This is a genomic window from Planococcus sp. ISL-110, from assembly GCF_018613575.1.
Classification (GTDB): Bacteria; Bacillota; Bacilli; order Bacillales_A; family Planococcaceae; genus Planococcus.
This window is the reverse complement of record NZ_JAGGPX010000037.1, coordinates 22562-43508: the sequence shown is the minus strand read 5'-3', so window position 1 is coordinate 43508 and position 20947 is coordinate 22562. Positions and strand designations below refer to the sequence as shown.

The window sequence follows — 20947 nt, the reverse complement described above, 5'->3', positions numbered from 1 at the left end:
CCCAGCTCTTTGGGTCATAAACCAGACCAGCAGAGCTACACAGGCGCTTCCGCTTTTCTAGATATAAGGCATTGCTTCACGCAATGCAAAATAACCGGTTGGGTTATCATCAGAAGGCCGCTGTGCTGTTTCTTCGGCCTCCTCACCTTCGGGATTCTCCTGCTCTTCCTGGTCCTGCGCTTCCATGATTTGTTCGAAAGACAAAGGATTCGGCAGCGGCATTTCAAGATCCTCTACCGTCCATGCATCCTGGTATTCACCAAAGAATTCATTTGCCATCGCCTGGTAACCGGCTGCATTCGGATGGACGTCAGCTGGATTCGGAACCTTATCCACAGCATTCGCGCCAAATGACTGGTCTACTGACACAAAAACGGCACCCGCCTTTTCAGCCGATAGCTGAAGAATTTCATTTAGCCGGTCAAGCTGTCTGGCCGTCCCGTTCTTTTGGGTGTCACGGACATGCGGATAAGCAAAATAATACCCCATCACGTAGACAGCTGCATCCGGAGATTGTTCAGTAAGTTCAGCCAGGATCAAATCCATATTGTTTCTTGCCTTATTGAGGGCAAAGTCCACCTGGACCTGCTGGAAAGCCAGAGACCCCTGTCCCGCATCTCCCTGTACCAAGCGCAGGAGGTCGTTCGCTCCTGCTGATACGGTAATGAGATTGGCCGATGACAGCAGCTCCTTCGCTTCGTCCGATTGAATGCTGTCTAATACATCCGTAGTGGTAAAGCCCGGAAATGCCAGGTTTTTCGAATAAAATGCCACGGTTTGATTACGCGACAGCTCCTGGGCAATCAAATCCGCATAACCGGTATCTATTTGGCTTTCAGGTGTCTGTCCCGCTGCCAAAGAATCACCAATCGCCATATAGACTGCTGAAATTTCGGACCCTGTCTGTGCCGAAGCCGTTCCGCTAAAGAGCAACAAGCTGGCCAGTGCTCCAATCCAATACTTCTTCAACTCAATCACCTCTTACTCTTAGAATGCCCAGTCTCCATTTCGGAAGATGGGCTCTTTTGAACCATCCGATGTGATGCCGTCAATATCCATCTTGTCACTGCCGATCATGAAATCTTCATGGACAATCGAGGTATTCAAACCGATAGCTGCCAATTGTTTGCGTTCCAAATCACGTGCCCCTTCATAGCAGGTCGGATAAGAATCACCGATTGCCAAATGATTCGAGGCATTTTCATCGAACAAGGTATTGTAGAACAAAATATTTGAATTGGAGATTGGTGAATGGTATGGCACCAATGCCACTTCTCCCAAATAAGCCGCTCCCTCGTCCGCATTGATCATTTCATTAAGGAGTTCTTGTCCTGTCTCTGCTTTTGCATCAACAACTTTTCCTTTTTCAAAAGTCAGCGTAAAGCCATCAATTACATTGCCTTGATAGACGAGAGGCTTTGTATTTCGGACCGTGCCATCGACTCCATGTTTTAACGGAACGGTATAGACTTCCTCGGTTGGCATATTGGCAATGAACGGATTACCTTGAGGCGTTTGTGACGCACCGGACATCCAAATATGCTTGTCTGGAAGTTCGATTGTCAGATCTGTTCCGGGTGCACTATATTGCAATTTCACATAGCGTCTATCGTTTAATTGAGAAGCGCGCTGTTCTAATAAAGCGATGTGATTTTTCCATGCTAGGACTGCATCCCCTTCACCGATGCGCACCGTTTTGAAAATGGCTTGCCATAGGGCATCCATCTGTGTTTCAGCCGGCAAGTCCGGAAATACTTTTTGTGCCCATTTTTGGGACGGAATGGCTACGATCGACCAGGCCACTTTGTCTGTACCGACCGCCTGGCGGTAACGCTCTAATGCTTTCCCCGCAGACTTTTGCGAGTCAGCAAGACGTTTTGCCGAAATGCCGGTCAATAAATCCGGATCTTCCGCGTCGATCCACAAGAAAGAACCGCCCGTATTGATCACTTTATCGCGCTGGACGACGGACCATTCCGGGTATTCCTTAAATGCGTCGTCCGGCGCCAGCTCAAAATGCGTCCGTGTCAGCACTGGGTCTTCGTAGTTGACCTGTACCTGTTTCGCACCTGCTTCATACGCTTTTCTGACAACAAGCCGTGTGAACTCAAGTGTATCGGTCGTAGTATTGATCACAACCAATTGCCCTTTTTGAACATTCAGCCCTACATAGACTGTCAAATCAGCATATTGTTCAAGCTTTTCCTGAAAATTCATCGTTTATTCCCCTTTGCCGCGATGGTTTTGCTGGAACCTTCAATCAATTTTCCTCCATGGATCACTTTTTGAACAGGCTTGGAAGGCAGTTCCTTAGTGAATTTTTTGTAATGGCGTTCATCGGAATATGCCAATAGAGTCAACACTTCGCCATCCGCTCCTGCTCTTCCCGTTCTTCCTGAACGGTGCAGATACTGCTCAACCGTCTGGGGAACATCAACATGGATGACATGCGTCACTTGATCGATATCCAACCCGCGGGCCGCCACTTCTGTCGCGATCAACACAGCTACTTCCCCTTTTCGGAAAGCATCCAATGCTTTTTTGCGTTCATCTTTTTTCATTTCTGAATGCAGGGTGACGATTTTCACATCACGGAATTTCAATTTATTTTCCTTCATCAGCAGTTGGTCCAAATTATTGACGAATGCCAAAGCCTTCATGCCTGGGATATGCGAAATGCTGCGCAGCAAATCGGTCTTGTCGCGCTCGTCCACTTTAATAAATGAATGTGTCACTTTCCCAAACATCGGCAGATCCTCTGCTGTTACCTGCAGACGTGTCGGGTGCTGCATCAATCGTTCCGCCACCAATTCTATTTCTTCGGTGATCGTTGCTGATACCAACACCAATTGGCGGTCGTGTTGGGTTTTTTCAATCAAGTCCTTCATGATGCCGCGATGCTCCCGCGCCATCAGCTGATCGCCTTCATCCAATACCAAGATCCGAATTTCGTGCATTTTCAGCTTTTTGGTTTTCACCAATTCATTCAGGCGTCCCGGCGTACCCACCACGATGGTCGGCTTTTTCTTAAGCTTCTCCAATTGGCGCTGCATGTTTGCTCCGCCGATCAATTGCGTGACCGTGACATCGGTTCCTTCTGTCCATTCACGCAATACGTTGACGATCTGCATTGACAATTCCTGCGACGGAGCCACGATCATTGCCTGGATCGCCTGTTTTTCCGGATTGATCCGTTCCAATATCGGCAGCACATATGCCAAAGTCTTGCCTGAACCTGTTGGTGATTCTGCAACGATATCATTGCCTGCCAACATTTCTGGAATCATCTGTTCCTGAATCGGCATTGCTGTTTCAAATCCAGCTTTTTTCCATTTTTCTTGCCATATCGGGCTTAATTCATTTATAAAAGTCATTTGCGATTCCACCTTCTTTTCATTGCTTTTAGTGTACCATATTTGCCGTACTGCCGCCTTTTTTGACATACGAAAAGCCAACCCGCATACGGGCTGGCCTCATGGATTATTCAGTTATTTCTTTTTGGCGGCAGACGATTTCCCTCTCCGTTTCAGTTACCGGCCGTACCGTTTTTTTAATAAAGAAAGCCAGAATCAACGCGACCAGCGCAATAAAAGTCGATACGAAAAAGGCGAAGTTGATGCCGTCCAGCATTGCTATGTTCATGATGCTTTCAGGAGCAGCCCCCTACCGCTGCAAGCTCTTGGGCTGTCGACTCTGTAGGCGTATTCATGATGGTAATCAGGAAAGCAGAGCCCACAAGCACCAGCCACTTGCTGCAATGTGTTGTTGATTGCCGTTCCGTGCGGATATTCTTTTATCGGCAAGGTATTCAAGCCATTGGTCATGACCGGCATCATCACCATCGAAATGCCGAACATCCGCAGCGTATACATCATCATGATACTGATGTAGCTGGAATCCAAGCTTAGCTGGCTAAACATGTAAGTTGTGATGACAACGATGGCTAAACCAGGAATGGCCAAAACTTTTGCCCCGAACCGGTCAAAAAGCTGGCCGGTAACGGAAGACATAAAACCCATGGCTAACGCGCCAGGCAGCATCAGCAAGCCTGAATCAATTGGCGAAATGCCTTTGATGGTCTGTACATAAATCGGCATCAGAATCATTGCCGAGAACATCGACATGGATAGCGCGATTGAAATCACAGATGACAAAGCGAACATCGGGTATTTATAAATTCGGATTTCCAAAAGCGGTTCATCCAATTTCAACTGGCGGAAACCGAAGAAAATGAGCGAGATGACGCCGATGGCAATGGTCACCACAACAACCGGATCGGTCCAGCCCAGCGTCCCGGCTGAACTGAATCCATATAAGACACCGCCGAAGCCTAGACTTGAAAGCGCCAGCGACGCTTTATCAAGCGATATTTCCCGGTTCTGGAAGGTCAGGTTTTTAAATTTGAAAATTCCCAAAGCAAGTGGAATTAAAGCTACCGGCAAAAAAATCCAGAAAAGCACACGCCATGAGTAATGCTCAACGACAAACCCGGAAAGTGTCGGCCCGATTGCAGGTGCAACAACCATGACCAAGCCGAACACGCCCATCGCAGATCCTCGTTTTTCAACCGGAAAAGCAGCCAGCATGACATTCATCAATTACGGCATCATCAATGCCGCACCGGCAGCTTGAATCATTCTTCCCACTAATAGGATGCTGAACACAGGCGCTACTGCCACCAATAAAGTTCCGAGGCAAACAGTGACATTGCTACGATAAAAATCGAACGGTTCGAATAGCGCTGAATGAAAAAAGCACTGGCCGGAATTAAAATCCCATTGACCAACATATACCCTGTGACGAGCCATTGCGCTGTAGAAGCGTCGATATTCAATTCCAGCATTATTTCAGGCAACGCAATATTTAATAAGGTCTGGTTAAAGATGGCTACGAATGCGCCGGTAAAGAGAATGGCAATGATGCCATAAGGTGTTTTTTTCTGTTCTTTCATACTAATACTTCCTCCGTAAATGGCATTCTTAATTCTTGTCTATTTCTCTATTGAATTATTCTATACTCACTGTATATTTTTTCAAGTTTTTTGTTGCGAACACCTTAAAACATTGATATGAAAGTTTTTTTCAAGTTATAACAAAAAATATACTAACGGTATAAAGGTGATGTAAATGAATCCTAAAAAAAAGCAGATCCTACAGCCTATGAGCTTTTCATCAACAAAGGCTATAACTCTTCCTCAATTCAGGGTAACCTGGATGACACCAGAGTATCAAAAGGAACTTTTTATAATTATTTCGGCTCCAAATCGGAATGCCTTATGGCAATTATGGAATCTATCGGCAGTGAAATTCGGCAGCGGAGGATGGCAGCAGCTGCTGGAATGTCTGCCAACGATCCGGAAATGTTAGCAGAACAATTGTATATCCGCATTAAGCTAAACCTTGAAAAAAACCTGTTTGCGCTCTATGAAAGCATTTACTATTCACAGGATCCCGAATTAAAATCTTTTTCTGTCAAACAGTACTCACTGGAAATTGAATGGATTTCTTCACGGATTGTGGATGTGTTCGGCAAGGAAGCAGCGCCCTATGCCTTGGAAAATGCGGCATTTGTCCATGGTTATGTCCAACAGCTGATCCATCTGTGGCGCCTTGTCTCTATCGAGAGTTTGCCCGCAGACAAGCTATCGTCTTTCGTCATCCGCCGCCTGCAGGCGACCATCACTCTTCAAATAGCGGCAAAAGACACATTTTTCGGCAACTTGAAGTTGCCGCTTGCTGCTTCAGCTGACGATATCAGCATGGAAGAGCTTTCTCCTCTGCTGGATCAGTATGCAAAGAAACTTAAAAGTCAGGAAAACATAAAACAGCTTGTACAGTTTCTTTCAGCAGAGCTGGCGACGGAGACGCCAAGAAAAGCATTGATTAGAAGTTTACTCATTACACTGGCGAATGATGACCGGATCGAATCCGAGTTGTCAATCATGATTGAACAGATATGGAAGCATTTAGCCGACATTGCATAAAAAAAGAGCGAAGCCAGTCAGTGGCTTCGCTCTTTTTCATGTGGTTTGCGCCGCGCTTTGGCGGCTTGTTCAAATGCAAAGGCATATTCAATTAAAACCGGCTCACTGAATGCCTGGCCGGCAAACGTAATGCCGAAGGGTTCTCCTGATTCACTATAGCCAAAAGGCACCGTAATCGAAGGAAAGCCAGCGGCCGCACCAATATTACAGCCGAAATCCTGCGGCAGCACTAGGGCATCCACACCGATATTCTCCAGCGCTCTCTTCATGCCATGCTCTGCTGCCAAAAAACGGTTGCGTTCCAACGCTTCTACGTACTCCCGTTCTGTCAGCATGCCTGTTATGTTATTCGCTTGTTCAAGCAGATTTTGGCCGAACTTCAGCATCTTATCCGCATGTTCATTATTGAATGCGATGACGTCATCCAAGGAGCGGATTGGCTGATTCGGGTTTGATTTTGCCAGATAGACATTAAGGTTCGCCTTGAACTCATGCAGAAGCACAGCAAATCCCAAATCCTCCTGATGGACGCCTAAATCGACGTCATCCATGATTTCCGCACCGCTATCACGCAGTGTACCCAGCGCTTTTTCGAAAAGAGCTGCCTGCTCATCCCTGATTTCTTTGAATAGCCCTCTGGCTACACCGAGTTTTACGCCTTGAAGGCCATCATTTTTTAAGTGCTTGTTCCAATCATAGTTTTCAAACAGGACTGCAAACGCGGTGCTCATATCTTCCGGATCGACACCGATGATGGCTTCAAAAAGCGCTACAGCATCGGCAACCGTCCGCGCTAAAGGCCCAGGGACATCCTGGGTATGTGATAACGGAATAATACCGGTCCGGCTGGCCAAGCCGACAGTCGGCTTAATGCCGACCAAGCTATTCTGTGCAGCTGGATTGATGATGGAACCGGATGTCTCTGTTCCGAAAGCGCCTGCCGCTAAATTCGAGGCTATGGCTGCAGCTGAGCCTGAGCTCGAGCCGCCCACATCAAATGCACCGTATGGATTTTTCACTTGTCCGCCTCTCGAGCTATAGCCATTGGGCATTTTATCCGACATGAAATTGGCCCATTCTGTGATATTAGTCTTGCCGAGAATCACTGCACCTGCCTGCCGCAGCTTTCCCACTATTTTGGCGTCACGCAGCGCATAATGGCCCTTCAGCGCCAAAGATCCGGCACTGGTATGCAGCTTGTCACCGGTATCCATATTGTCCTTGACGAGGATTGGAATGCCATGAAGCGCAGAACGCGGTCCTGTTTGGCCACGTTCAAAATCAAGCGCCTGTGCAGTCAACAGTGCATCCGGATTTATCTCAAGAACAGCCCGTGTGTTTTTATCCCGCAAGGAAATATTTTCTTTATACATCAGCACCAGTTCTTCGGAAGTCAGGTTTCCCTGCACCATCTCTTCCTGCATTTCACCAATCGTCAGTTCATCAAGCCGCTTCCGGCGGTATTCTTCCAATTTTTTATTATGCATGGATATCCCTCCCATTCAATAAAAGCCATTGAAAAAAGCCGAAATCAGCCGGCTTGGTTAGTTTCTGTATAAGTTTTCATTAACTCATAAAGTGAAGTCTCATATAGTTGTCGTCCATTGATCTTAAAGACATTTTGTTCGACCAATCCCTGAATGATATTTTCACGTTTATCAGTGAATTTTGACTCGGGTATCTGTTCCATTTTATCCGCTCTCTCCTTCTGGAAGTACTCCCCTGTGTTTACCCTTTTGCCTGTCCGTTTAAAACCTACACTTTATTAAAAGGGCATATGTTAACTGGCATAATAAAACAGCCCGATCAGCGAAAAACGCTGATCGGGCTGTTTTATTATGCCAGTTCCAGCCAAGCCACCGCTTCACAATGCGTGGACTGCGGAAACATATCGACAGGCTGTACTTCTTTCGTCCGGTAACCGCCATCTTCCAGTATGCGCAGGTCGCGCGCCAGTGTCGCAGGGTTGCAGGACACATAGACTACGCGCATCGGGCGCTGCTTGAGGATGGTCCGCAGCAATTGCTCGTCGCAGCCCTTACGCGGAGGATCAACGACCAACACATCTGCCTTTTTGCCTTCTTTGTACCAGCGCGGTATGACTTGTTCCGCCGGTCCTGCTTCGAACAGCGTATTAGTTAAGCCGTTCAGTTCCGCGTTTCGCTTCGCATCTTCTATGGCCTGTGGCACAATCTCGACACCCATGACGAACACTGCTCGCTGGGCGAGGAACAACGAAATAGTCCCAATGCCGCAATACGCGTCGATAACCGTTTCTTTTCCGGTCAATTGGGCATATTGGAGCGCCTGTCCATAGAGGACTTCTGTCTGTTCGGGATTAATCTGGTAAAAAGAACGTGCTGATATTTCAAAACGGACGTCCCCGATCTGGTCTTCTATCACGTCTTTGCCCCACAGCGTCAAGGTCTCATCGCCAAAAATAACATTGGTTTTTTCACTGTTAATGTTCTGGACAATCGACGTGACTTCCGGAACTGTCGCCTGAATCAATTCAATGGCGCGAGCCGCTTGAGCAAATTTCTTTTTCTTTGTTACCAGCACTACCATAATTTCTCCAGTAGCCCGGGCTTTCCGGACCACTACATGGCGCAGCATGCCGCGGTGTGTCGCTTCTTCGTATGGTTCGATTCCTATTTCAGCCAAGTTCTTTTTTAGAGCTGCCATGATGGCATCCGCTTCCGGCGTTTGGATGAGGCAGATGTCTGTGTCCGCAATATCATGCGAACGCGGCTGGTAAAATCCAGCCACAACTTTGCCGTCTTGCGTGCCGAACGGAATCTGGGATTTATTGCGGTAGCGCCATGGGTGTTCCATTCCTTTTACAGGGTGCACCGGCACGTCCGGCAATTTGCCGATTCGCGTGATGGCATCGCGCACCAATTTTTGTTTAAAGGTCATCTGTCCTTCGTAAGACAGGTGCTGTATTTGGCAGCCTCCGCATGTATCGAATACCGGACAAGGGGCCGTAACACGGAACGGTGAAGCCTGCTGTATTTCAATCAGCTTTGCAAAGCCATATGATTTTAAAGTCTTTAATACGTGGACCAAAACATCTTCTCCCGGCAACGCACCCGGTATGAATAGCGGATAGCCTTCCACTTTTGCTACGCCTGCACCGTCATGCGTCAAATCTTCTACGTGGACCGTTATCCGGTCATTTTTATTTACTGGTTTCAAAAATTTCACTCCATTTCACATCTACTAATCATACAACAAAAAAACGCGGCAGGCAAAAGCCTGCACGCGTTTCTAGTCCTGGTCTTTCGTTACGGGACCGTCTTTCAGGGAGAACCAGAACCCAAAAATGATGGCTCCTAACAAAACCAGAAATGGTGCATAAAATATCATGAAATCCTGCATGGATAATGCCTCCTCTATGCGTGGTAATCCGATTTGCCTTCGATGTAATCTTTATCGAACAGGAACAGACGGAACAATAAGTAAAGCGATGGCAGCAGCAGGAAAAGGCCTGCGATAAACGCGATGATCAACGCGATCGCCATGGCTTCATTCGTAAAGCTGTCGTAGATCGTCAAATACGGATACAGCAAATACGGGTAATGCGACGCACCGTATGCGAAGAACGCCGTGAAGAACTGCCCCATCAACAAAATGAAAGCCCAGCCATAATGGCGTTTTTTCCAGATCAGGTAAACCGTTCCAGCAAACAGCAGGAACGAAACAGCGAATACCCACCATAAATCGAGAATGCGCGCATAATGCTCAGGATTGTGTCCGCGCAGTTCGTAAATAATGCCGGTTGCCGTGACAATGGCTGGCCCCGCCCAGATCAGCGCATATTTGCGCATTAAATTGGTGGCCTTGGCGTCCCCTGCTTTAGCGGAATACCAGGTCAGGAACACAGCTGAAATGTAAAGAACTGCTGTTAAACTCAATACCACAATACTCCACATTAATGGGCTCGTGAACAATGCCCAGTAATCAAGATAAGGCTGGCCGTTATCCATTAGGATAAAACCGCCTTCGGACATGGCCAGCACCGGCGACAAGGCAGCCGGCAGCAAAAGACCCGACAATCCATACATATAGATATAGCCTCTATGATTGATTTTAGCCCCGTAAGTTGCAAACGCGTAATAGGAACCGCGAATCGCTAGCAGGATCAGTGCCAGACTGGCTGGAACTAACAGAGTTGTTCCGTAGTAAAAAGCGGTCTGCGGGAAAAATCCGATGATCCCGACAAAGAAGAACACAAAAAATACATTGGTGACTTCCCAGACCGGCGACAAGTAACGCTGGATAACTCCCGTCAGAATATGCTGCTTGCCGACAAAAGAGCTATAGGCATTAAAGAAGCCAGCACCGAAATCGATCGACGCTACGATGACATACAGAAACAGAAACAGCCAAAGAACCGAGATGCCGATAATTTCTAATGTCATTCTTCTTCACCACCCTTTCCATTTTCACGTGCTGCCAATTCTTTTTCAACCGGGTTTTGTCTGTACATCCGGGTTAGGACGACAGCTGTCCCGATGCCGAGAATAACATACAGGCCAGCGAACAGAACAATCATCAGATCCACATTGCCGCTGGTGGTCGCCCCCTCGCTTACCGTCATATAGCCTCTGAGAATCCAGGGCTGGCGTCCCACTTCTGTGAACCACCATCCTGCTTCAATGGCAATGAGCGCCAAAGGCCCTCCTGCCACTGTGAGCCAACGGAACCATCTTGTTTGGATAAACGACCAGTTGCGGAAAGCAGCAACAACATAAACAAAGGAAAAGAATGCCAGCCACATGCCGATGGTGACCATCGTATCAAAAAGATAATGGATCCACAGCGGAGGTCTTTCGTCCTCTGGAAATTCATTGAGCCCGGTAACTTCAGCAAACGGATCGCCATGCGCCAGGATACTCAGCGCATAAGGAATTTCGATAGCGTACTTCGCTTCTTCCCCGTCTAGAATTCCGAACAAAATCAGACTTGCATCTTCTTCGGTTTCAAAATGCCATTCAGCAGCTGCCAGTTTTTCCGGCTGGTACTCTGCCAAATATTTACCGGAGAAGTCTCCGATCAAGGCAGTGGCAATAGCAAACACCAGTCCCAGTTTCATGGTCAGGAACAAAGCTTTTTTATGATAGATATGTTTGGATCCACCCAGCATGCGCAGCGCTGCAATGGAGGCCAGCACAAATGCACTGGTCATGAATGCAGTGGCCATAACGTGCGCCACTTTTGTCGGTACTGCCGGACTGAACATGGCCAGCAGCGGATCGACATTGACCATTTCACCGTTCAGTATTTCAAAGCCCTGCGGTTGGTTCATGAAGGCGTTGACGATGGTAATGAAAACAGATGACGCGGCTGCACCGAGTGCAACCGGAATAAGCAACAGAAAATGTTTACGCTGATCTTCAAAGCGGTCCCATGTGTAGAGATAAATCCCCAGGAAGATGGCTTCAAAGAAAAACGCGAAAACTTCCATGAACAAAGGCAATGCGATGACATTACCTGCCAATTGCATGAAATTCGGCCACAGCAATGATAACTGCAAGCCGATTGCCGTACCGGTTACAACACCTACCGCAACCGTAATAACAAATCCTCTGGCCCAACGGCGAGCCAGCAAAATGTAATGATCGTCTTTTTTCTTAATACCCACCCACTGGGCAATCATAATCATGAGTGGGACACCTACGCCTATCGTTGCATAAAGAATATGGAATGATAAAGTCAATAACGTTAGAATGCGGCTCATAAAAGCCGGATCTTGAAATTCCAATCTACTCGTCTCCTTTTTTGAAAGCTGGTGATTCACTGTGACACTTGTTCTTATTGTACATCAAACCCACTTTCCAAAACGCTCACCAAGCCTTGTTTTTATGCCAAACTTTGAATAAGCTGTGACAAAGATTGAACAAAAAGAATTGAAATTTTTCTCAATTTTTAGTATTCTATATAGAATAAAGAAAAAGGGTGAGGCATCATGAGAACAAAGCGAAAAGTATTTGCGTATATTACAAGAGGTGAAAAGGAAAATCGTGAACTGCTTGTATTCGAGTACAAAGGCGAACCGGAAGTTGGCCTGCAAGTACCAGGTGGCACGATTGAAGACGACGAGCTGTTGATCGATGCCTTGTACAGAGAAGTAAAAGAAGAAACAGGATTGCCGCGTGAAGTTATCGATTTTGCCGGAAAAATCCACAAGTATACGTATTATCCTGAACATCAGGACAAAGCTTACGAACGGAATATCTTTCATTTTGAATATACAGGTGAACCGGTCGAACAGTTCGAACATATGATCAAAAGCTATGGTCGCGACAATGGCATGACCCTGTTGTTCCGATGGGAACCAATTAAAAATCTGCCCCAGCTGGCAGAAGAGCAAGACAAAGCAATTGAACTTCTATAAGCAACTGGCTCTGGCCTCTTAAAAATAAAAAGCTGGAAAACGGTATTACACCGTTTACCAGCTTTTTATTTGCGGTCTTTTTCGTTAAAAAAATCAATCGGTACATATATCTCAATATGGCCAGCCAGATTTTCGAAAACAGCCGGCAGCACGCCGCCATACTCCCCATCCAGATTCAGCAAGACCCGCTCTTTCGTCGTCACTGTAATTTTGCTTGCTTTTGCATAAATCACGTGCGGATCCGATAAATGCTCACCCCGTAAAGCTAAAGAGGCCACGCGGATAAACTCTGCCATATTGAGCTCTTTTAAAATCAACAAAGTGAATTTGCCATCATTGATGTTAGCATCCGGCGCCAGCTTTTCGAAACCGCCAACAGAGTTGGTCAATCCGATCAAAAACATCATCGCACTGTCATCGAAAACCTGGCCATCGTATTCAATCCGGACACGTGAAGACCGGATGGAAGGAATCATTTCAATGCCTTTTAAATAATAGGCCATTTGGCCAAGCACCGTTTTCAATTTACTCGGCACCTCGTAGGTCAACTCTGTAAGCCTGCCTCCGCCTGCAATATTAATGAAATAGCGGTCACCGTTCATCAGACCGATATCTACAGGGATGGAATCCCCTTTCAGAATAATGTCCACTGCCTTTGTAATATCGCGGGGAATATGGACAGCACGTGCAAAATCGTTGGTCGTCCCCATTGGAATAAGGCCGACTTTGGGACGGTTTTCAAATTTAGCGATTCCCGATACGACTTCATTCAAGGTACCGTCTCCCCCCACTGCAATCACCAAATCAAACTTTCGCTCAACAGCAAAAGTTGCTGCCCGGATGGCATCGCCTTCGCAGGTGGTCGCATGGCAGGAAGTTTCATAGCCGGCCTGTTCCATTTTTTCCAAGACCTCAGGTAAATGTTTCCGGAATAGCTCACGGCCGGAAGTTGGATTGTAAATAATGCGTGCACGTTTCATCAGATTCAGCCTTTCTGGACTTTCTGTAAAGATCAGAGGAACAAATTGCGGTTTCATCAAGCATTTCCCGGTACATTACCGCACTTTTCCTAATGAGAGATCATCATCCTTATTTTAACGCTTTTTCAAATGCTTGGCGCAAGTCTTCGTAAACAATTTGCCAAAAATCAGCCTTATAGACAAAACCATCCGAAATCTCACCAATGACTGTCTTCATGTGAAGCTCGTATTGCGGATCACCTATCTCAGGAAGCACCGATTTTTTCTCATCGACAAACGCCTGTACTTTAGGCGCTCTTGGCCCCCAGTCTCCAAGGACATTGCCTTCATCCGAAAGTAGGATGTATTTCGGAATGGAACGTCCGCCGTTCGTCAAGTAGCGGTCCATCAATTCCAGATTTTCATCCCGGTATATGCAACGGACCTCTAAATTGGCCGCATCGGTGATTTTCCGCAGGATGGCATTGTTCATCATGGCATCTCCGCACCAGTCCTCGGTGATTACTAAGATATGGGGCTTCTTATCTTTCAGCAAAGTCATGAATTCCGGATCTTCCGGAAGGTTGAACTTTTCATAGATACTATAGGATTTGTCCTGATTCGACTCCATTTGAGCCATATAGCTTTCCAAAGTGATACCGTTTTCAAAATACTGCTGCTCTGTCATCATAAAATCACGTCTCCTTTTTCCTGCTTTACCATTCAACCGATTATCTTCCACTCTCAAGGCAGAAGATTCGTTTGTTTAAAAATTCGTTCGGATCCACCTATAGCCAATGATTAATAGAACACATCCCATTGGCCAAAACTTGTCTTTATTACCAGTTTACTGTTCTGCAGCAAAGTCTTCAAGGCTGAGATACAGAAACCGCGATTTGCAGGAATATAGAAAACAAAAAAACCAACCATCGCTTTAAAGACGCTTCTAGTTCACGCTTAGTTCCCGTACCATAAACTCAGCTCAGCCTTCTAGCTTTTTTAAAAGAATCGATGCAGTATGGCATGCTTTCTAATCACAAATGTCCATGGACCAAGCGACGATTAACAACCACGCTCTTTTCTATAACTCACAAAAAAAAAGGATGGCCCATAATGGACCACCCTTATACCTCTCTTCAGCTTTTCTTTATCTTTTTGCAATTTCTACCAGAAGGATTTTATTGAGCAATGGCGGATTTGCCTGCCCTTTTGTCTGCTTCATGATCTGCCCGACAAGAAAACCGATTGCACGGTCCTTACCGTTTTTGAAGTCTTCGATCGATTGCGGGTTGCTGTCGAGTGCCGTTGTGACAAATTCACGCAATGTGTTTTCATCCGAAATCTGGACAAGCCCTTTTGCTTTGACGATATTGTTCGCGTCGCCGCCTTTTTCGATCAATTCTTTGAAAACTTTCTTGGCAATTTTAGATGAAATCGTCCCATCGGAAATCAGTTTGATCATGCCTGCCAAACCTTCAGGTGTCAATGCCGTATCTTCCAGCTCTTTTTGCTCAGCGTTGAGATATGCGGAAACTTCACCCATCAGCCAGTTGGAAGCCAATTTGGCGTCAGCACCAACAGCTACAGTCGCTTCGAAGAAATCAGAAATCGGTTTTGCCAGCGTCAAAACCATGGCGTCATATGAAGACATGCCAAGCTCCGAAACATAGCGGGCTTTCCGGGCATCCGGCAATTCCGGAATTTCAGCACGGACACGTTCTAACCAAGCATCGTCAATGACAATGTCGACAAGATCCGGTTCCGGGAAGTAGCGGTAATCGTCAGATCCTTCTTTAATGCGCATCAACAGGGTTTTCCCTGTCGATTCATCGTAACGGCGTGTTTCCTGTTCGATAATTCCACCTGCAAGCAAAACCTGCTCTTGGCGAATCTGTTCGTGCTCGATGCCTTTACGGACAAAGTTGAATGAATTCAAGTTCTTCAATTCCGTCTTCGTACCGAATTCATCCTGGCCAAATGGGCGAAGAGAGATGTTTGCGTCGCAGCGCAATGAACCTTCTTCCATCCGCACGTCCGAAACACCGGTGTACTGAATAATCGCTTTGATTTTTTCCAGAAAGGCATAAGCTTCATCAGCTGTGCGCATATCCGGTTCCGAAACGATTTCGATCAACGGTGTGCCCTGGCGATTAAAGTCGACCAGTGAATGGCCATTGCCGGTATGCGTCAGTTTTCCAGCATCTTCTTCCATATGGAGGCGTGTGATGCCAATGCGTTTCTTCTCGCCTTTTACTTCAATTTCAATCCAGCCGTGTTCGCCGATCGGCTGATCAAATTGTGAAATCTGATAGGCTTTCGGATTGTCCGGATAGAAATAGTTTTTGCGGTCAAATTTGGTGTGGCGGGTAATTTCGCAGTTTAATGCGAGTGCCGCTTTCATCGCCCAATCGACTGCACGCTTATTGACTACCGGCAAGACGCCCGGATAGCCAAGGTCGATGACGTTGGTATTGGTGTTTGGTTCAGCGCCAAAATGAGCAGGTGCTGGAGAAAACATTTTCGAATCCGTTTTTAATTCAACGTGGACTTCAAGCCCGATGATCGTTTCAAAATTCATTGTGCTGCTCCCTCCCAGGTTTGAGGAGTTTTTTTATGAAACTCGGTTGCTTGTTCAAAAACATCAGCAACGCGGTATACCGTTTCTTCGTCAAAATATTTTCCGATAATCTGCAGACCTAGCGGCAAGCCGTTGTCGAATCCACAAGGGATGGAAATTGCTGGTACACCCGCAAGGTTGACTGGAATCGTCAAAATGTCGTTAGCATACATCGTCAATGGATCATCGATGATCTCACCAATTTTAAATGCCGGTGTCGGCGTTGTCGGGCCGATGATGACATCGTATTTTTCAAACGCATCGTCAAAGTCTTTTTTGATCAGTGTGCGGACTTTTTGTGCTTTTTTGTAATAAGCCTCGTAATACCCTGAGCTTAATGCGTATGTGCCAAGCATGATGCGGCGCTTGACTTCATCGCCAAATCCTTCAGAACGGGTATTCATGTAAAATTCAAGAAGATTTCCGGCTTTCTCGGTGCGGTAACCATAACGGATTCCGTCAAAGCGGGAAAGATTGGAAGATGCTTCAGAAGAAGCCAATAAATAATATGTTGCCAAAGCATACTTCGAATGGGGAAGCGAAATTTCTTCACAGATTGCGCCACGCTCTTCAAGAACTTTCAAGGCGTCATGGACAGCTTGTTTAGCTGCTTCGCCAACGCCTTCAGCAAAATACTCTTTTGGAACACCGATGCGCAAGCCCGTAATGTCACCAGTCAAGGCAGCAGCGAAATCCGGAACTTCCACATTGGCAGAAGTTGAATCTTTATCGTCATATCCAGAAATGGCGTTCAACAGCAAAGCATTGTCTTTAACGGTTCTTGTGATTGGACCGATTTGATCCAATGAAGAAGCGTATGCAATCAGGCCAAAACGGGAAACCCGTCCGTAAGTCGGCTTCATGCCGACCACACCGCAGAAAGCTGCAGGCTGGCGGATCGATCCACCGGTATCCGAGCCCAAAGTGAAAGGCACTTCTCCTGCAGCAACCGCAGCAGCAGAGCCACCTGAAGAACCGCCCGGAACCGTTTCAAGATTCCAGGGATTTTTTGTTTTCTTGTAGTAAGAATTTTCGTTGGAAGAACCCATTGCGAATTCATCCATATTCATTTTCCCGATTGTCACCATTCCGGCTTCTCTTAATTTCTCGACCACAGTTGCATTGTAGATCGGGTTGAACCCTTCAAGAATGCGGCTCGAAGCTGTTGTTTCCAAGCCTTCCGTTACGATATTGTCCTTTACTCCGATCGGCAAACCAAATAACGGTCCACGGTCAGCAAACGGCACTCTGTCCATTTCTGCGGCTTGCTGCGTTGCACGTTCTTTGTTCAACGCGAGAAAAGCATCCACTTTCGGCTCGAGGGCCTCGATGCGGTCAAACGCTTTTTGGGTCATTTCAGCAATGGTCGTCTCTTTTGTATGTATCATTTCCTGCAATTGTGCAGCTGTTTTTTCCACCAATGACATCTATGGTTCCTCCTTCCGGCTATTCTAAGATTGTTGGGACTTTTACTTGTCCACCTTCGTGCTCTTTTACGTTTTTCAAAACCAATTCGCGGTCCAATCCAGGAATGGATTTGTCTTCGCGCAATACATTGACCATCTGCAAAACATGAGTGGTCGGCTCAACATTTTCTGTATCCAGTTCATTGAGCAATTCCATTGCGTTTGTAATTGCTTCCAATTGATCTGCAAAATGTTCTGCTTCTTCATCAGTAATTGCCAATCTCGCCAAATGAGCGACTTCGATTACTTCTTCTTTAGTCATTTTCGCCATTTTTCTACACCTCCGGATTCAGTAAACATACGCTATATCATAACATTTTTCTAAAAAAATGAATAGGGACAGCCGCATGGCCATCCCTGTTTTACCGCAATTTATTCATAAATGTGAACAAACGGTTCGGTATCTCCTGCTTTTCGCAATATCAACGCTTCAGGGCCGTTGGTCGAAGTCACGCTGACTTCCACTAATACATTTTCAGGGAAATGATCCATGACAAGCCCGGTCACGTATTGCGTGAATCCGATGACTTCAGCTGCGCCGTAGAACTGGATGGGAATTTCAATCTTCAGTTCCTTTAATTCGTTTTCCTGATAAAATCCGGTGCCGATGACACTGGTGAAATTGGAAAAATAAATTTCAACATCCTGTTTGAAATTGCGGAATGCGGTATCGATGTCCCGGTAGCCTTCATCTGCACCAGCAGTCGGAAACAACACGTAAGCCTCGTTTACTGCAGTCCAATTCGCTACAGCCTCTTGACCGCCTGGAGCTGCACCATACGAGAAGTAAGCGCCCGGTACCATCGCATTGTTGGGATTCTGTTTAAAGAGCCCCACTACGATCGGCACATCGGCCAAGCCCTCTTTCTCACGCAAGCGCTTGACGATTTCGTCGGCCATCCGTTTGCCTTCTTTTTCAATCTGCTCCCGCGGAATCTCTTCTTCATAGGAAACCCCATCTTCAGAACTGTAGTACACCGAATTCAGCGCCAAGCCGACTGAAATTCCGCCAAGCCGTATCGTATCTTCATCGGTCTTCACCAAATAATTCTGTTCAATGACGTGCGCCAGAATTTCAGCAGGAGGACGTTGACCCTCCTTTTTTTGCGCTGAAGTGCGTTCATCAGCCGCATTCAATCCCGCCGGATTATCTTTGCTGACCCGCTGCAGCCAGGAAGTCACATCCTCGTCAGTGATTTTTTGGCCTTCCTGGAAATAATAATCATCCGGTGAAAACTGCTTCTGTGACAACCGCAACAGGCCATTTTCGGTCTCGGTGATATCATAGCGGGAGTTTAGGCGATTGACGATTTTCCCTCTAGTGGCGCTTTCTTTATATGGCAAGAGTGTACGGTAAAACTGATCATCCAACTGCATGCTAGGAATTATTGCCGTCTCTACTTCTTCTTCTTCATTTATCACTTCCGTTTCTTCATCAGTCCCGGAAGGAACACATCCCGTTAACAGCAGCAAGCTGATTGGAATCCACCATATGCGTTTCATGTTAAAATCCCCTTATTTGTTCAATTCCTCAACGAGACGTTCTTCGTCCCATATGGCCACCTTCAGCTCAAGCGCCTTGTCGAGCTTGGAGCCTGCTTCTTCACCGGCAATCAACAGATCAGTTTTTTTGCTGACACTTCCGGAGAGTTTGCCGCCAAGTGCTTCAATCTGTGCACTGGCTTCCTGTCGGGTCAATTGCCCCAGCTTGCCGGTCAAAACAATTTTTTTACCTGCGAATGCGTTGGCTCCTGCCTCCACGCGGACCCGTACACCAGTATATGTTAAATTGACGCCAGCCTCGCGTAAACGTTCCAGCAATGCCCGAACTTCTTCAGTATCAAAATAAGCGACAATGGAATCAGCCATTTTTCCGCCGATTTCATGGATTTCAACCAGTTCTTCTTTAGATGCTTTCATCAGCTGCTCCATTGTACCAAAATGCTCGGACAAAATACGGGCACCTCTCTCACCTACATGGCGAATGCCAAGGCCGAACAGCAATTTCTCCATCGAGTTGCTTCTCGATGCATCAATTGCCGCTATCAGATTGGAAGCCGATTTGTCGCCCATTCGTTCCAACTCCAGCAACTGCTCTTTGGTCAGCTTATAAATATCGGAAATATCCCGGATCAGGCCTTCCCGGTATAATTGCTCAATTACTTTTTCTCCCAGCCCATCAATATTCATGGCGTTACGGGATACAAAATGAATCAGGCCTTCCGTAATTTGTGCTGGACATTGCGGATTGACGCAGCGAAGAGCAACTTCTCCTTCGATACGGACAAGCTCGCTGTCGCACGCCGGACAATTGGTCGGCATCTCAAATGGCAGCTCGTCCCCTGTCCGCTGCTCAACAATGACTGAAACCACTTCGGGAATGATGTCTCCCGCTTTTCGGATAATAACTTTGTCGCCGATCCGGATATCCTTTTCCTTGATCAAATCTTCGTTATGCAAAGAAGCCCGTTGGACGGTCGTACCTGCGACAGAAACCGGATCCAGTAAGGCGGTCGGAGTCACAACACCAGTCCGGCCGACACTCAATTCAATGTCACGTACCGTGGTCATTACTTCTTCGGCAGGGAATTTGTAGGCCGTGGCCCATTTCGGGCTTTTTGCTGTAAATCCAAGATCCTGCTGGTGAAGAAAACGATTGACTTTGATGACGATGCCATCGATTTCGTAGGATAGCTTGGTGCGGTTTTCTGTCCATTTCTCGATATAAGCCAGCACTTCTTCCACGCTTGTGCAAACCTTCCGTTCTTCGTTGGTCTTAAACCCGAGACCCGCCAAGTAACCGAGCGACTCATCGTGCTCAGACAAGCCGTAGGTCTCCCCGTCTCCACCAATTCCGTAGATGAAGACATCCAGATTCCGGCTCGCTGCAATTTTTGGATCCAACTGCCGCAGCGATCCGGCGGCGGCATTTCGCGGATTGGCGAACAACTCTTCCCCCCGCTCGCCACGCAACTCATTCAGGGCGTGGAAGGATCCTTTCGGCATAAAGACTTCGCCGCGCACTTCAAGCGTTACCGGCTGTTTTAATTTCAGTGGAATCGACTGGATGGTCCGCAGGTTGACGGTGATATCTTCGCCTATTCGGCCGTCTCCGCGCGTTGCACCTCTGACGAATTTGCCGTCTTCGTACATGAGCGACACGGCAAGTCCATCAATTTTCAACTCACAGACGTATTCGATCCCGTCGCCTGCACCACTGCGCACCCGTTTGTCGAAGTCACGCAGATCTTCTTCACCAAAGACGTTCGACAAGCTGAGCATTGGCCGTTCGTGCGTCACTTTGGCAACCGTGGAAATCGTTGTTCCACCGACACGTTGGGTCGGGGAATCCGGAAACACCAAATCGGGATAGAGTGTTTCCAAGTCGAGCAATTCATTTAGCAATTGATCGTATATAGCATCCGGAACAACCGGTTTATCCAATACATAATAAGCATGGCCATAGTTCCGAAGCAGTTCGTTCAATTCGTTTACGCGTTCTTCCGCTTTCATGCGATCCAT

18 protein-coding genes and 2 pseudogenes are annotated in these 20947 nt (G+C 46.9%); 3 read left to right on the top strand and 17 right to left on the bottom strand.

Annotation, left to right across the window (positions count from 1 at the left end; translation table 11 throughout):
• Positions 1–57: 57 nt before the first annotated feature.
• From J7I83_RS17175 to J7I83_RS17160, 4 genes and pseudogenes are all read right to left on the bottom strand, one after another.
• Complete coding sequence (locus J7I83_RS17175; protein ID WP_353048304.1) at positions 58–978, bottom strand: SGNH/GDSL hydrolase family protein; 921 nt, start codon at positions 976–978, stop codon at positions 58–60.
• Positions 979–987: 9 nt separating this feature from the next.
• On the bottom strand, positions 988–2217 hold the full coding sequence (locus tag J7I83_RS17170; protein WP_215102752.1) for an aminopeptidase: 1230 nt from the start codon (positions 2215–2217) through the stop codon (positions 988–990).
• A complete protein-coding gene (locus tag J7I83_RS17165) occupies positions 2214–3374 on the bottom strand; it encodes a DEAD/DEAH box helicase (RefSeq protein ID WP_215102750.1) in 1161 nt (386 codons plus the stop codon). Before J7I83_RS17165 ends, J7I83_RS17170 begins: the two co-directional genes overlap by 4 nt.
• A gap of 106 nt (positions 3375–3480) precedes the next feature.
• Positions 3481–4951 (bottom strand): annotated as a pseudogene (locus J7I83_RS17160) (MDR family MFS transporter).
• Between the two features lie 219 nt (positions 4952–5170).
• On the opposite strand from J7I83_RS17160, the pseudogene J7I83_RS18170 reads away from it, so the two are divergent.
• Together J7I83_RS18170 and J7I83_RS17155 are read left to right on the top strand one after the other, a co-directional pair.
• Positions 5171–5221 (top strand): annotated as a pseudogene (locus J7I83_RS18170) (hypothetical protein); the annotation flags it as partial.
• A 54-nt stretch (positions 5222–5275) separates the two neighbouring features.
• Positions 5276–5983, top strand: coding sequence for a TetR/AcrR family transcriptional regulator (locus tag J7I83_RS17155; protein WP_251047707.1), 708 nt, complete (start codon positions 5276–5278; stop codon positions 5981–5983).
• Between the two features lie 17 nt (positions 5984–6000).
• Here J7I83_RS17155 and J7I83_RS17150 read toward each other — a convergent pair whose 3' ends face one another.
• The 6 genes from J7I83_RS17150 to J7I83_RS17130 form a co-directional block, all read right to left on the bottom strand.
• Positions 6001–7470 (bottom strand): amidase family protein, encoded by a 1470-nt coding sequence (locus J7I83_RS17150; protein WP_215102748.1) that lies wholly within the window; start codon positions 7468–7470, stop codon positions 6001–6003.
• Between the two features lie 44 nt (positions 7471–7514).
• Positions 7515–7673 (bottom strand): Fur-regulated basic protein FbpA, encoded by a 159-nt coding sequence (gene fbpA, locus J7I83_RS17145; protein ID WP_215102746.1) that lies wholly within the window; start codon positions 7671–7673, stop codon positions 7515–7517.
• A gap of 146 nt (positions 7674–7819) precedes the next feature.
• Positions 7820–9181 (bottom strand): 23S rRNA (uracil(1939)-C(5))-methyltransferase RlmD, encoded by a 1362-nt coding sequence (gene rlmD / locus J7I83_RS17140; protein ID WP_215102744.1) that lies wholly within the window; start codon positions 9179–9181, stop codon positions 7820–7822.
• A 72-nt stretch (positions 9182–9253) separates the two neighbouring features.
• Positions 9254–9364: a cytochrome bd oxidase small subunit CydS family protein gene (cydS, locus tag J7I83_RS18220; RefSeq protein WP_483313468.1), complete on the bottom strand. Its 111-nt coding sequence runs from the start codon at positions 9362–9364 to the stop codon at positions 9254–9256.
• Between the two features lie 14 nt (positions 9365–9378).
• Positions 9379–10407, bottom strand: a complete 1029-nt coding sequence (locus tag J7I83_RS17135) for a cytochrome d ubiquinol oxidase subunit II (protein WP_215102742.1) — start codon at positions 10405–10407, stop codon at positions 9379–9381.
• Entirely contained in the window at positions 10404–11726 is a 1323-nt protein-coding gene (locus J7I83_RS17130; protein WP_215102840.1) for a cytochrome ubiquinol oxidase subunit I, read from the bottom strand. The genes J7I83_RS17135 and J7I83_RS17130 overlap by 4 nt, the downstream gene beginning before the upstream one ends.
• 228 nt (positions 11727–11954) lie before the next feature.
• Between J7I83_RS17130 and J7I83_RS17125 the strand changes: the two genes are divergently transcribed.
• The gene (locus J7I83_RS17125; protein WP_215102740.1) at positions 11955–12383 is read left to right on the top strand and encodes an NUDIX hydrolase; all 429 of its coding nucleotides are present in this window, start codon (positions 11955–11957) and stop codon (positions 12381–12383) included.
• A 65-nt stretch (positions 12384–12448) separates the two neighbouring features.
• On the opposite strand, the gene J7I83_RS17120 is transcribed toward J7I83_RS17125, so the two are convergent.
• The 7 genes from J7I83_RS17120 to ligA all read right to left on the bottom strand — a co-directional run bounded on the left by J7I83_RS17120 (position 12449) and on the right by ligA (position 20947).
• A complete protein-coding gene (locus J7I83_RS17120) occupies positions 12449–13363 on the bottom strand; it encodes a diacylglycerol kinase (protein WP_215102839.1) in 915 nt (304 codons plus the stop codon).
• A gap of 109 nt (positions 13364–13472) precedes the next feature.
• Positions 13473–14033, bottom strand: coding sequence for a thioredoxin family protein (locus tag J7I83_RS17115; RefSeq protein ID WP_215102738.1), 561 nt, complete (start codon positions 14031–14033; stop codon positions 13473–13475).
• A gap of 456 nt (positions 14034–14489) precedes the next feature.
• The gene (gene gatB, locus J7I83_RS17110; protein WP_215102736.1) at positions 14490–15920 is read right to left on the bottom strand and encodes an Asp-tRNA(Asn)/Glu-tRNA(Gln) amidotransferase subunit GatB; all 1431 of its coding nucleotides are present in this window, start codon (positions 15918–15920) and stop codon (positions 14490–14492) included.
• On the bottom strand, positions 15917–17386 hold the full coding sequence (gene gatA, locus J7I83_RS17105) for an Asp-tRNA(Asn)/Glu-tRNA(Gln) amidotransferase subunit GatA (protein WP_215102734.1): 1470 nt from the start codon (positions 17384–17386) through the stop codon (positions 15917–15919). The genes gatB and gatA overlap by 4 nt, the downstream gene beginning before the upstream one ends.
• Positions 17387–17405: 19 nt before the next feature.
• Positions 17406–17696, bottom strand: a complete 291-nt coding sequence (gene gatC / locus J7I83_RS17100; protein WP_215102732.1) for an Asp-tRNA(Asn)/Glu-tRNA(Gln) amidotransferase subunit GatC — start codon at positions 17694–17696, stop codon at positions 17406–17408.
• A 101-nt stretch (positions 17697–17797) separates the two neighbouring features.
• On the bottom strand, positions 17798–18928 hold the full coding sequence (locus J7I83_RS17095; protein ID WP_215102730.1) for a CamS family sex pheromone protein: 1131 nt from the start codon (positions 18926–18928) through the stop codon (positions 17798–17800).
• A 12-nt stretch (positions 18929–18940) separates the two neighbouring features.
• The gene (gene ligA / locus J7I83_RS17090; RefSeq protein WP_215102728.1) at positions 18941–20947 is read right to left on the bottom strand and encodes an NAD-dependent DNA ligase LigA; all 2007 of its coding nucleotides are present in this window, start codon (positions 20945–20947) and stop codon (positions 18941–18943) included.